At 71.4% G+C, this 12,486-nt stretch carries 12 protein-coding genes; 4 read left to right on the forward strand and 8 right to left on the reverse strand.

Features of this window, described 5'->3' with window-relative positions; genetic code table 11:
• The first annotated feature begins 30 nt into the window (after positions 1 to 30).
• Together ACZ418_RS04735 and ACZ418_RS04740 are read left to right on the forward strand one after the other, a co-directional pair.
• On the forward strand, positions 31 to 1,062 hold the full coding sequence (locus tag ACZ418_RS04735) for an ABC transporter ATP-binding protein (RefSeq protein ID WP_468356995.1): 1,032 nt from the start codon (positions 31 to 33) through the stop codon (positions 1,060 to 1,062).
• Positions 1,049 to 1,948, forward strand: coding sequence for an ABC transporter permease (locus ACZ418_RS04740; protein WP_468356998.1), 900 nt, complete (start codon positions 1,049 to 1,051; stop codon positions 1,946 to 1,948). Before ACZ418_RS04735 ends, ACZ418_RS04740 begins: the two co-directional genes overlap by 14 nt.
• Positions 1,949 to 1,964: 16 nt before the next feature.
• Here the strand turns inward: ACZ418_RS04740 and ACZ418_RS04745 are convergent, their stop codons facing one another.
• Positions 1,965 to 2,552: a flavodoxin family protein gene (locus tag ACZ418_RS04745; protein ID WP_468357001.1), complete on the reverse strand. Its 588-nt coding sequence runs from the start codon at positions 2,550 to 2,552 to the stop codon at positions 1,965 to 1,967.
• 197 nt (positions 2,553 to 2,749) lie between these two features.
• Between ACZ418_RS04745 and ACZ418_RS04750 the strand changes: the two genes are divergently transcribed.
• On the forward strand, positions 2,750 to 3,844 hold the full coding sequence (locus ACZ418_RS04750; protein WP_468357004.1) for a hypothetical protein: 1,095 nt from the start codon (positions 2,750 to 2,752) through the stop codon (positions 3,842 to 3,844).
• Positions 3,845 to 3,920: 76 nt separating this feature from the next.
• Here the strand turns inward: ACZ418_RS04750 and ACZ418_RS04755 are convergent, their stop codons facing one another.
• From ACZ418_RS04755 to ACZ418_RS04765, 3 genes are all read right to left on the reverse strand, one after another.
• Complete coding sequence (locus ACZ418_RS04755; RefSeq protein ID WP_468357007.1) at positions 3,921 to 4,388, reverse strand: VOC family protein; 468 nt, start codon at positions 4,386 to 4,388, stop codon at positions 3,921 to 3,923.
• Between the two features lie 37 nt (positions 4,389 to 4,425).
• On the reverse strand, positions 4,426 to 5,376 hold the full coding sequence (gene rarD / locus ACZ418_RS04760; protein ID WP_468357010.1) for an EamA family transporter RarD: 951 nt from the start codon (positions 5,374 to 5,376) through the stop codon (positions 4,426 to 4,428).
• A gap of 113 nt (positions 5,377 to 5,489) precedes the next feature.
• Positions 5,490 to 6,344: an SDR family oxidoreductase gene (locus tag ACZ418_RS04765; protein ID WP_468357013.1), complete on the reverse strand. Its 855-nt coding sequence runs from the start codon at positions 6,342 to 6,344 to the stop codon at positions 5,490 to 5,492.
• A gap of 102 nt (positions 6,345 to 6,446) precedes the next feature.
• Here ACZ418_RS04765 and ACZ418_RS04770 point away from each other — a divergent pair, with 102 nt between their 5' ends.
• Positions 6,447 to 6,851 carry a winged helix-turn-helix transcriptional regulator gene (locus tag ACZ418_RS04770; protein ID WP_468357016.1) on the forward strand — a complete coding sequence of 135 codons (405 nt, stop codon included), beginning with the start codon at positions 6,447 to 6,449 and terminating at the stop codon, positions 6,849 to 6,851.
• A gap of 17 nt (positions 6,852 to 6,868) precedes the next feature.
• On the opposite strand, the gene ACZ418_RS04775 is transcribed toward ACZ418_RS04770, so the two are convergent.
• The 4 genes from ACZ418_RS04775 to ACZ418_RS04790 all read right to left on the reverse strand — a co-directional run bounded on the left by ACZ418_RS04775 (position 6,869) and on the right by ACZ418_RS04790 (position 12,266).
• Positions 6,869 to 7,930 carry a 2-oxoacid:ferredoxin oxidoreductase subunit beta gene (locus tag ACZ418_RS04775; protein WP_468357019.1) on the reverse strand — a complete coding sequence of 354 codons (1,062 nt, stop codon included), beginning with the start codon at positions 7,928 to 7,930 and terminating at the stop codon, positions 6,869 to 6,871.
• Complete coding sequence (locus ACZ418_RS04780) at positions 7,923 to 9,851, reverse strand: 2-oxoacid:acceptor oxidoreductase subunit alpha (RefSeq protein ID WP_468357021.1); 1,929 nt, start codon at positions 9,849 to 9,851, stop codon at positions 7,923 to 7,925. Before ACZ418_RS04780 ends, ACZ418_RS04775 begins: the two co-directional genes overlap by 8 nt.
• Positions 9,852 to 10,120: 269 nt before the next feature.
• Entirely contained in the window at positions 10,121 to 10,780 is a 660-nt protein-coding gene (locus ACZ418_RS04785) for a response regulator transcription factor (RefSeq protein ID WP_365723093.1), read from the reverse strand.
• Between the two features lie 151 nt (positions 10,781 to 10,931).
• Entirely contained in the window at positions 10,932 to 12,266 is a 1,335-nt protein-coding gene (locus ACZ418_RS04790) for a sensor histidine kinase (protein WP_468357024.1), read from the reverse strand.
• Positions 12,267 to 12,486 lie beyond the last annotated feature (220 nt).

The raw sequence follows: 12,486 nt of genomic DNA on the forward strand, positions 1-12,486 counted from the left end.
GCAGGGGAGGCGCAAATCGAGGGGGAGCCGATGGACGGACCGTCCGCCACGGAGCGGGAGGCCGGGGACGCGGGACAGCGTGCCCCGGGGCAGGTGGAGAGCGCGGGGAAGCGTGCCCCGGGGCAGGTGGAGGCGAGCGTCATCGCCACCCGCGGCCTCACCAAGCGCTACCGCGGCGGACAGCTCGCCGTCGACGGCCTCGACCTGACCGTCCCGGCGGGCAGCGTCTTCGGCTTCCTCGGTCCGAACGGCTCGGGCAAGACCACCACCATCCGCATGCTGATGGGCCTGATCGAGCCCACGGCGGGCACGGCCCGCGTGCTGGGCCGCCCGATGCCCCGGGCGGCCCGGTCCGTCCTCCCGCAGGTCGGCGCGCTCATCGAGGGCCCCGCGCTGTACGGCTTCCTCTCCGGCCGGGACAACCTGCTGCGCTACGACGCCGCCGACCCCACCGCCGACCCGCGCACCCGGCACGCCCGCGTCGCCGCCGCCCTGGACCGGGTGGGCCTCGCGGCCGCCGCCGGCAAGAAGGCGAAGGCGTACTCGCTGGGCATGAGACAGCGCCTCGGTCTGGCCGCCGCGCTGCTCCAGCCGCGCCGCCTGCTCGTCCTGGACGAGCCCACCAACGGCCTCGACCCGCAGGGCATGCGCGAGATCCGCGCCCTGATCCGGGAGCTGGCCGCCGACGGCACGACCGTCTTTCTCTCCTCCCACCTCCTCGACGAGATCGAGCAGGTCTGCACCCACGCGGCGGTCATGGCGCGGGGCCGGCTCATCACCCAGGGCTCGGTGGCCGACCTGGCGGCCGGGGCGCGCGGCCGGCTGGTGGTGACCACCCCGGATCCGGCCGAGGCGGCCCGCGTGCTGAAGGAGCAGGGCGTCGGGGACGTCACCGCCGACGGCGACCGGGTCACCGGCGAACCGCCCGCGCGGGACCTCGCCGAGGTGAACGCGGCCCTGGTCGCGGCGGGAGTCCGGGTCCGGGGATTCACGGTCGAACGGGCCTCGCTGGAGGACGCGTTCGTGGCACTGACGGGGGAGGGCTTCGATGTCGCGGGCTGAGACGGTCCCCGGGTCCGGGACGGCCCCCGCATCCGCGATGCGCGGGCCGAGCCCGCTGTGGGCGTTCGGGCTGCTGCGCAGCGAACTCGTCACGACCCTCCGCCGCTGGCGCACGCTCGCCCTGCTCGGGGTACTGGCCGCGGTGCCGGTGCTGGTGGGGATCGCGGTGAAGATCCAGACGCGGGGCGGCAGGACGGTGGACCACAGCGGCCAGGGCCCGGCGTTCGTGACGCAGATCACCAACAACGGCCTGTTCCTGGTGTTCACGGCGCTGGCCGCGACGCTGCCGTTCTTCCTGCCGATGGCGGTCGGTGTGGTCGCGGGCGACGCGATAGCGGGCGAGGCGGGGACGGGCACCCTGCGCTATCTGCTGGTCGCCCCGGCCGGCCGCACCCGGCTGCTGCTCACCAAGTACACGACGGTGATGGCCTTCTGCGTGCTGGCCACGCTGGTCGTCGCCGGCTCGGCGCTGCTCGTGGGCGCGCTGCTCTTCCCGCTGGGCGACCTCACGACCATATCCGGCACCCGGATCAGCTACTCCGAGGGCCTCGGCCGGGCTCTGCTGATCGCCCTGGTGGTCGCCGCCTCACTGGTCGGCGTGGCGGCGCTCGGCCTGTTCGTGTCGACCCTCACCAACAGCGGCATCGCGGCGATGGCGACCACCGTCGGCATACTCATCACGGTCCAGATCCTCGACCAGATACCCCAGTTGCACGCGCTGCAGCCGTACCTCTTCTCGCACTACTGGCTGTCCTTCGCCGACCTGGTGCGCGACCCCGTCTACTGGGACGACCTGGTGAAGAACCTCGGCCTCCAGGTGCTGTACGCGGCGGTGTTCGGCTCGGCGGCCTGGGCACGGTTCACGGCGAAGGACATCAGCGCCTGATCCCCTCCGGGCCGTCTCAGGCGATGTCGTACGGGAAACGCGCGAAGGGGGCGTCCTGCGCGAAGAAGGTCTTCGCGCGGGCCAGCGCGTCGGTGTCCTTCAGTACGTCACCCGGTGCGCTGCCGTTGCCCAGCAGAACGCCGCCGAAGCGCATCCCCATGTAGGCGGCCGAGTTGTTGAGCGTTCCGATGTAGGGCTCGGCGACCGACTGCTCGGCGTGGGCGAGTGCGGCGATGCCCCAGAGCGTGCGCCCGGCCAGGGTCGCCTTGAAGTCGACGCCCGGGGTGCGCAGCCAGCCCGACCAGTGGTCGAGGTAGCGCTTGGTGAGGCCGGACACCGAGTACCAGTACAGCGGCGAGGCGATCACGATGTCGGTGGCCGCCAGCGTGGCGTCCAGCAGCAGTCCGGTCGCGGTGTCCGACGGCGGTCGTACGTGGTCGCTGTCGTGCCGCAGGTCCACGAAGTCGGGCAGCGGGTGCTCGGCCAGGCGGATCCAGCGCTGTTCGGTGTCACCGGGCAACTGCTCGGCCGCCGCGCGGGCCAGCAGTTCGGTGTTGCCCTCGGCGCGGGCGCTGCCCAGGACGAAGAGAAAACGACGGTTCATGGGATCCCCCGGGGGCGTGCGGTCGTACCAACGGATAAAGACGCATGCATTTTATGCACACGCAAACAACCTGCGCCAGGGTGCGGCTGGTGCGAGGCTGTGACGCTGCGGTGACGCGGAAACCGGAGCGAGCCGACACACTGGTCGGCAGGACGCGTACGACCGGATCGCGACGCCGGGGGAGTGAGGGAAAACCGATGTCTCGAGTCAGCTTCGAGAAGAAGCGGGCGCAGCCGCCCGTGGCGCATCCGGCGGTGGTACCGGTCCGGGTGTTCGGCGCGGGAGGCGCGTCGGTGGGCGGGACGTCGGTGGTGGCGGCGCCGGGCGAGGAGATCCAGCAGGCCGTCCTCAACCACCTCCAGCGTCTGGCCATCAGCCTCGGTGCCCCCATACGCGCCACGATCCGCGACGACCTCGCGGGCTGCGTGGTGCCTCTGGAGGTCTCGGCGGACGGCTCCAGCCGGATCACGGGGCAGGCGGTACGGGTGGCCGCGCCCGCCAAGTCGGACGCCGCGGGGGTGCCCCCACAGGCGGCTGTGGCTTCGCAGGTGGCCGTGACTTCACAGGCGGCCGTGCCTTCGCCGGAAGGGGTGCGGGAGGTGCCCCCGGTGAAGCAGCCGGCGCCCGTGCCGGCCGGGACCGTGCAGGCGCCGACGGGACAGTTCGGCCCCGCGCCGGTCATGTCGGTCACGAAGGCCCCGGCGCCCGTCGTCTACGTCCCCGAGCCCGAGCCCGCCCCCACCACTCCGACGCCCACCCCCGCCCGGGGCTTCGACGCCGTCGCCGAGGAGGTGCTCGGGGACGAGCCGGTGACCGAGACCGCGGAGGGGGCCGAGTTGCTCACCGAGCCGATGACGCGGATCAACGAGGCCGTGCGCTCCGGCCGTATCGAGGCGGCGGCGCGGCTCGCCGACCGTACGGTCACCGAGGCGACCACCGTGCTGGGCCCCGGCCATGCCGAGGTGCTGCACCTGCGCGAACTGTCCGCCTACATCGCCTACTTGGGAGGCGACCCGGTCGGCGCCTGCCGGCAGTCCCTGGACCTCGCCCGGCTGCGCCGGCAGGCGCGCGACGCGGAGGCCGCGTACGGCAACGTGCAGAGCGCGGCGACCGCGTGGCGTGCGGTGCGCGATCCCGAGGAGGGACTGCGGCTGGGCCGCGACCTCATCGAGCTGTGGACGGACCTCACCACCGAGCCGGGTCCCGCCGCCGACGACCCGCGCCCGCTGGAGTCCGCCCGCGCCCGCATGGTCCGCCTGGCCGACCGGGCGGCCCGCGCCGCGCAGCCGTGACCGACCGGGTGGCCCGCGCCGCGCAGCCGTGGCCGACCGGGCGGCCCGCGCCGCGCAGCCGTGACCGGCGACAGCCCTAGTGCACGCAGAACTCGTTGCCCTCCGGGTCCGCCATCACCGCCCATTCGCCCGAGGGTTCCTTCATCTCGTTCAGCACCCGCGCGCCCAGCGCCTGAAGCCGTGCCACCTCGTCGGCGCGCCGGCCCTGGCCGGCGTGCAGGTCGAGGTGGAGCCGGTTCTTGACCGTCTTCGGCTCCGGCACGCGCTGGAAGAGCAGCCGCCGGCCGAGCCCGGTGCCGGTCTCCGGGTCGTACGGGTCGTCGGGGTGCCGTACGGCGATCAGGTCACGGAAGGCGGGGCGCCCGTGGTGCTCGACGGTCGCCTCGCCCGGCAGCGCCCCGGCCGCCAGCAACCGCTCGACGAGGGCGCTGTTGTCCTCGACCGTGTAGTGCAGCGCGGCGGCCCAGAAGTCGGCCTGGGCGTGGGGGTCGGCGGCGTCGATGACGAGCTTCCAGTGCAGTGGTGCGGGCGTGTGTGTCGACATGGCCGCCACTTATAGCGCGCGGCACTGACAACGGCCGTCAGGCCTCCACCGCCGCGGACTCGGGCCGGTCGCCGCGTGCCACCACGAGCGATTGCCTGGTCCGCCTCGCCGAGCGCAGCGCGTCGCCCGTGAGCAGCATCAGCGCCAGCCAGACCAGCGCGAACCCGGCCCAGCGCTCGGGCGGCATGGCCTCGTGGAAGTAGAGGATGCCGAGCAGGAACTGGAAGACGGGGGCCAGGTACTGCAGCAGGCCCAGCGTGGACAGGGGCACGCGGATCGCCGCCGCGCCGAAGCAGACCAGGGGCAGCGCGGTGACCAGGCCGGTGGAGGCGAGCAGGGCGGCGTGCCCGGGGCCGTCGTCCAGGAAGCTCGCGTTGCCGTGCGAGCCGAGCCACAGCAGGTAGCCGAGCGCGGGCAGGAACTGGATCGCGGTCTCGGCGGCCAGCGATTCCAGGCCGCCGAGGGCGACCTTCTTCTTGACCAGGCCGTAGGTGGCGAAGGAGAACGCGAGGACGAGCGAGATCCACGGCGGGCGGCCGTAGCCGACGGTCAGGACGACGACGGCGGCGAGGCCGGTGGCGACCGCCGCCCACTGCACGGGCCGCAGCCGCTCCTTCAGCAGCAGCACACCCATCGCGATGGTCACCAGCGGGTTGATGAAGTACCCGAGGGAGGCCTCCACCACATGGCCGGAGTTCACGGACCAGATGTAGACGCCCCAGTTCACGGTGATGACGGCGGCGGCCACGGCGATGAGCCCGAGTCGGCGCGGCTGGCGCAGCAGCTCACCGGCCCACGCCCAGCGCCGTACGAAGAGCAGGGCGACGGCGACGACGACCAGGGACCACACCATGCGGTGGGCGAGGATCTCCACCGCCCCGGCGGGCTTCAGCAGCGGCCAGAACAGGGGCACCAGGCCCCACATGCCGTAGGCGGCGAAGCCGTTCAGCAGACCTATCCGGTGCTCACCCTTGGACTTTCCGGCCACCGGCCCCTCCCTCTCACATCAGACACGCGAGAACGAAGGTAGCGCCGAGAACCCCCGACTGTCATGGCCGTATCGCCATACGGTCATGACAGTCCGGATGGATCATGACCCGCTCAGCGCTTGAGCGCGGCGGCGACCGCCTCCGCCAGCGGCGTGGTGGGACGGCCGATCAGCCGCGACAGGTCCCCGGTGGAGACCACCAGCTCGCCCTTCTCGACCGAGGCGTCCACGCCGGCCAGGATCGTGGCCAGCGGTCCGGGCGCCCCGGCACCGGCCAGGATGCCGGTGAAGGTCTCCACGGAGACCGCGTTGTAGACGATCTCCCTGCCGGTCTGCCGGCTCAGCTCGGCCGCGTACTCGGCGAAGCCCCACGCCTCGTCGCCGCCCAGCTCGTACGTCTTGTTCTCGTGGCCCTCGCCGGTCAGCACCGCCACCGCCGCGGCGGCGTAGTCGGCGCGGGCGGCCGAGGAGACCCGGCCGTCGCCGGCGGCCTGGACGACCGCGCCGTGCTCCAGCACCGGGGCCAGGTTCTCGGTGTAGTTCTCGTGGTACCAGCCGTTGCGCAGCAGGGCGTACGGCAGGCCGGAGGCGAGGAGCACCTCCTCCGTCGCCCGGTGGTCGTCCGCGAGCGCGGCGGTGAGGCTGCCCGGGGCGCTGGTGTAGGCGAGCAGCGCCACGCCGGCGGCCTTCGCGGCGTCGATGACGACCTTGTGCTGCTGCACCCTGCCCTTGTCGAACTCGTTGCCCGAGATCAGCAGCACCTTGTCACCGGCGGCGAACAGGCCGTCGAAGGTCTCGGGCGCGTTGTAGTCGGCGACGGCCGGCTTCACCCCACGGGCGGCGAGGTCGGCGGCCTTCGCCTCGTCGCGCACGACGGCGGTGATCTGCTCCGCGGGAACCTTCTCCAGCAGCTGCTCCACGACGTGCCGGCCGAGGTGTCCGGTGGCTCCTGTGACGACGATGCTCATGGTTCAGAACTCCTTGTGGGGGTGCCGTGACTCTCGTACGGCACTCACCCTAGGAGGGGCGCTAACCAAGCGAAAGTACCCACTTTGAAGTAAGGTACGGGCATGTCGGTAAGTGAGTGGAAGGGCGACGGCGAGGCCATGTGCCCCCACCGCCTGGTCCTGGAGCACGTCACCAGCCGCTGGGGTGTGCTGGTGCTGATCCAGCTCCTCGACCGGCCGTATCGCTTCAGCGAACTGCGCCGGGCGATCAGCAGCCTCGGCGGGCGTGGCGTGAGCGAGAAGATGCTCACCCAGACTCTCCAGACCCTGGAGCGCGACGGTCTCGTCCACCGGGACGCCAAGCCCGTCATCCCGCCGCGCGTCGACTACTCCCTGACCGGGCTGGGCCGCGAGGCGGCGGAGCAGGTGCGCGCGCTGGCCCGGTGGACCGAGCGGCGCATGGACGACGTGCTCAGCGCCCGCCGGGCATACGACGAGGCCCGGGACGTCCGGTCCCGGGCCTCATAGCCAAGCCGAAGGCGTACTCAGCCGATGACCGTCCAGGTGTCCCCGCCCGCCAGCAGCGCGGCGAGGTCGCCCTTGCCCTTCTGCTCGATCGCGGTGTCCAGCTGCTCGGCCATCGCCGTGTCGTAGACCGGCCGGTCGACCGAGCGGAAGACGCCGATCGGGGTGTGGTGCAGGGTGTCGGGGTCGGCGAGCCGGGAGAGCGCGAAGGCGGTGGTCGGGGACGCGGCGTGGGCGTCGTGGACCAGGATGTCCGCCTCGTTCTCCGCCGTCACCGTGACGACCTCCAGGTCACCGGTGGCCTTGTTGCGTACGACCCCGCGCGCCCCGTCGGCGCCGAAGCGGATCGGCTGCCCGTGCTCCAGCCGGATCAGCGCCTCCTGGGCCTGCTGCTTGTCCTTCAGGGCGTCGAAGGCGCCGTCGTTGAAGATGTTGCAGTTCTGGTAGATCTCGATCAGCGCGGTGCCCGGGTGGTCGGCGGCCGCGCGCAGCACCTCGGTCAGGTGCTTGCGGTCGGAGTCGACGGTGCGGGCGACGAAGGACGCCTCCGCGCCGATCGCCAGCGACACCGGGTTGAACGGCGCGTCCAGCGAGCCCATCGGCGTCGACTTGGTGATCTTGCCGAGTTCGGAGGTCGGCGAGTACTGGCCCTTGGTCAGGCCGTAGATCCGGTTGTTGAACAGCAGGATCTTCAGGTTGACGTTGCGGCGCAGGGCATGGATCAGGTGGTTGCCGCCGATCGACAGCGCGTCGCCGTCACCGGTGACCACCCACACCGACAGATCCCGCCTGCTCGTGGCCAGACCGGTGGCGATCGCCGGGGCGCGGCCGTGGATGGAGTGCATCCCGTAGGTGTTCATGTAGTACGGGAAGCGGGAGGAGCAGCCGATGCCGGAGACGAAGACGATGTTCTCCTTGGCCAGCCCCAGCTCCGGCATGAAGCCCTGCACGGCGGCGAGGATCGCATAGTCACCGCAGCCCGGGCACCAGCGCACTTCCTGGTCCGACTTGAAGTCCTTCATCGACTGCTTGGCCTCGGCCTTGGGGACCAGCTGCAGCAGCCCGTTGCCGGTGTCAGTCATCGATGGCCTCCTTCAGAGCCTTGGCGAGCTGTTGCGCCTTGAACGGCATGCCGTTGACCTGGTTGTAGGAGTGGGCGTCGACCAGGTACTTCGCCCGGATCAGGGTGGCCAGCTGCCCGAGGTTCATCTCGGGGATCACTACCTTGTCGTACCCCTTCAGGACCTCACCCAGATTCCGCGGGAAGGGGTTCAGGTGGCGCAGATGGGCCTGGGCGATCGACTCGCCGGCCGCCCGCAGCCGCCGTACCGCCGCCGTGATCGGCCCGTACGTCGAGCCCCAGCCCAGCACCAGCGTGCGTGCGCCGTGCGGGTCGTCGACCTCGATGTCGGGGACCTCGATGCCGTCGACCTTGGCCTGCCGGGTGCGGACCATGAAGTCGTGGTTGGCCGGGTCGTAGGAGATGTTGCCCGTGCCGTCCTGCTTCTCGATGCCGCCGATGCGGTGCTCCAGGCCCGGGGTGCCCGGGAGCGCCCACGGCCGGGCGAGGGTCTCGGGGTCGCGCTTGTACGGCCAGAAGACCTCGGTGCCGTCGTCCAGGGTGTGGTTCGGGCCGGAGGCGAACTGGACCCTGAGGTCGGGCAGTTCGTGCAGGTCCGGGATCCGCCACGGCTCGGAGCCGTTGGCCAGGTAACCGTCGGACAGCAGCATCACCGGGGTGCGGTAGGTCAGGGCGATCCGGGCCGCCTCCAGAGCTGCGTCGAAGCAGTCCGCCGGTGTCTTCGGCGCCACGATCGGCACCGGTGCCTCGCCGTTGCGGCCGAACATCGCCTGCAGCAGATCCGCCTGCTCGGTCTTGGTCGGCAGACCCGTGGACGGGCCGCCGCGCTGGATGTCGACCACCAGCAGCGGAAGCTCCAGGGAGACCGCGAGGCCGATCGTCTCGCTCTTCAGCGCGATACCGGGACCGGACGTCGTCGTCACCGCGAGCGAGCCGCCGAACGCCGCGCCCAAAGCGGCGCCGATGCCCGCGATCTCGTCCTCCGCCTGGAAGGTCCGCACGCCGAAGTTCTTGTGCTTCGACAGTTCGTGCAGGATGTCGGATGCCGGGGTGATCGGGTACGAGCCCAGGAACAGCGGCAGGTCCGCCTGCTGGGACGCGCTGATCAGGCCGTAGGCCAGGGCGAGGTTGCCGGAGATGTTCCGGTAGGTGCCCAGGGGGAAGGCCTTGGCGGCCGGGGCGACCTCGTAGGAGACCGCGAAGTCCTCCGTCGTCTCGCCGAAGTTCCAGCCCGCCCGGAACGCGGCGATGTTCGCCGCCATGATCTGGGGCTTCTTCGCGAACTTCGACTTCAGGAACTTCTCGGTGCCCTCGGTCGGCCGGTGGTACATCCACGACAGCAGACCCAGCGCGAACATGTTCTTGCTGCGCTCGGCCTCCTTGCGGGAGAGGTCGAACTCCTTCAGCGCCTCCACCGTGAGGGTGGTCAGCGGCACCGGGTGCAGGTTGTAGCCGTCCAGCGAGCCGTCGTCCAGCGGGGAGACGTCGTAGCCGACCTTCTGCAGGGCGCGCTTGGTGAACTCGTCGGTGTTGACGATGATCTCGGCGCCACGCGGCAGATCACCGATGTTCGCCTTCAGCGCGGCCGGATTCATCGCGACCAGGACGTTCGGCGCGTCGCCCGGGGTGAGGATGTCGTGGTCGGCGAAGTGGAGCTGGAAGCTGGATACGCCGGGCAGGGTGCCGGCGGGCGCGCGGATCTCGGCGGGGAAGTTGGGGAGGGTGGAGAGGTCGTTGCCGAAGGACGCGGTCTCCGAGGTGAACCTGTCACCGGTGAGCTGCATGCCGTCACCCGAGTCCCCCGCGAACCGGATGATCACCCGGTCCAGGCGCCGTACGTCCTTGGCGCCGCCCGGTTTGCGCTGTTCTCCGACGACGGCTCCGTCGGTCTGCTCCGCCTGGCTGCTGACCTGGCTGGTCACTGAACTGGACCTCCTTCGAGGCGGCTGTCCGGGGCGTGGTCGTCCCACGGACCATCCCAGGATCAACCCTACGTCGGTTAGGGTCGCCTTCCCGAGCGATCCACAGAATGGACGACATTCGAGTCGGCCTGTGGCGCTGTCGAGTCGGCATGGCGCTGAGCTGTCAGGCCGTCCTTCCCCGGTCGGCTCCTCCGGTCTTCCATCCGGGTACCCGGACTTCCCACAGAAGCCGGACCGGCTGACGCCCTGCTGACACAGTGTTCTTCGGGTCAGGAGTTCAGATAGGTCAGTACGGCCAGAACACGCCGGTGGTCCCCTTCGCTCGGCGCCAGCCCGAGCTTCAGAAAGATGTTGCTGACGTGCTTCTCCACGGCGCCGTCGCTGACCACCAGCTGCTTGGCGATCGCCGAGTTCGTGCGCCCCTCCGCCATCAGCCCGAGCACCTCGCGCTCCCGCGGGGTCAGTCCCGCCAGCACGTCCTGCTTGCGGCTGCGGCCGAGCAGCTGCGCGACCACCTCGGGGTCCAGCGCCGTACCGCCCTGGGCCACCCGCACCACCGCGTCGACGAACTCGCGCACCTCGGCGACCCGGTCCTTGAGCAGATAGCCCACGCCCCGGCTGGAACCGGCCAGCAGTTCGGTGGCGTACCGCTCCTCCACGTACTGCGACAGCACCAGCACGCCGAGCCCCGGGTGGGCCTTCCGCAGCCGTACGGCCGCCCGTACGCCCTCGTCGGTGTGTGTCGGCGGCATCCGTACGTCCGCCACCACCACGTCGGGCAGCTCGCCCTGGGCGTCCAGGTCGGCGACGGTCTTCACCAGGGCCTCCGCGTCCCCGACGCCGGCCACGACGTCGTGCCCGCGGTCGGTCAGCAGCCGGGTCAGGCCCTCCCTGAGCAGCACTGAGTCCTCGGCGATGACCACCCGCACCCTGTCCTCCACGATCTCCTGGCCCCCCAAGTCGCTACGCAGGTCTCGTACGGGGGTCCAGCATTCCAGCATTCGGTACGCGCCGCTCGCCGCACCAGCACAATTCCCGCCCCCGGGGCAGGGGCGGGAAAGGCCGGGACGGGTTCTCGCGTCAGGTGCGCCAGGGCAGTTCCGCGATCACCCGGGTCGGTCCGCCTGCCGGGGAGTCCACCAGGAGGACACCGTCCACCGCGTCCAGGCGGCCGGCGAGACCGGCCAGGCCCGAGCCGCGGGAGACGTCCGCGCCGCCGACGCCGTCGTCGATCACCTGCAGCATCAGCCGGTCCTCCGCGCGCCACACGTCCACCGACGCGGACCGGGCCCGGCTGTGCTTGCTGATGTTCTGCAGCAGCTCGGAGACCGTGAAGTAGGCGATGCCCTCGATGGCGGGCGCCGGGCGGGCCGGCAGATCGACCTCCACCCGCACCGGCACCGTGCAGCGGGAGGCGACCGCGGACAACGCCGCGTCCAGACCCCGGTCGGTCAGCACGGCCGGGTGGATGCCGCGGGCCAGATCGCGCAGCTCCTGCAGCGCCGTCTTCACCTCCCCGTGCGCCTCGTCCACCATCTGCGCCGCCGCCCGCGGATCCTCCCGCAGCTTCTCCTTCGCCAGCCCCAGGTCCATCGCGAGGTTGACCAGCCGCGCCTGGGCCCCGTCGTGCAGGTCCCGCTCGATACGCCGCAGATCGGCGGCGGCCGTGTCGACCACCACCCCGCGGTCCGACTCCAGCTCCACCACCCGGGCCGACAGCAGCGACGGCCCCAGCAGGCCCCGGACCAGCAGCCCGTCCACCGCCGTCAGGGCCCGTACGATCCACGGCGTGGCCAGCGTGAACAGCAACCCGACCAGCGCGGTCACGGTGATCTCGAAGGGGTTGTCGAGATAGACGCTGTGGTGCTGGTCGCCGTACAGCTGGATGCCGCCCTGGCCGGCGTACGCCGGGAAGACCCAGAACCACAGCGGGTACGACAGCAGCGTCCAGCCCGTCGTCCACAGGCTCACCGCCACCGAGAACGAGAACACCGCCCACGGGAACTGCACCAGCGCGTACAGCAGGTTCCGCCAGGAGGTGCCGCTCTTGAGCACCGCGCCCATCCAGGCCAGCGCGCCCGGCTTGGGCATCCGCAGCGGCTCGGGCTCGGCCACCTCCAGCCGCAGCAGCCCGCGCGCCCGCGCCCGCTCCAGCGCGCCGAAACCCCGGCAGCCGGCGAGCGCCGCCGCGAGGACCGGGATGCCGAGGAAGGTCACCAGCAGGCCCGCGCCGAGCGACGCCATGGTCACCGTCCAGGTGAACAGCACGATCGAGATCGGCAGGCTCAGCAGGAGATAGCCGAACTCGCGCCAGCTGCGCGCCTCGAACGGTGCCCGCAGGGCGGGGGGCAGCCGATGGCCGGTGCGGGTCCGTTCGTCCTCCCGCCCGTATCCGTGTCCGTACTCCATGGCCATCGATCTCGTCCCGTTCTCGTCGTGTGAGCGGCGGTTCAGCCGTGCTTCCAGAGTCGTGCGCCGGGGGTTTGCGGGCCATGGAGGTCGTCGGCGTCTTGGGGCGGGGGTTTTCCCCACCATGGCCTCCGGCGGGTGGGCCGGGTCGTTTTGGGTGCCGGTGGTTTCTCGGTGCCGTCGGTCGCGGACAGCCGCGGGGGTTCTGTCGTCGGTTCGGTGCGGG

It is taken from the genome of Streptomyces sp. NPDC030820, assembly GCF_055572075.1.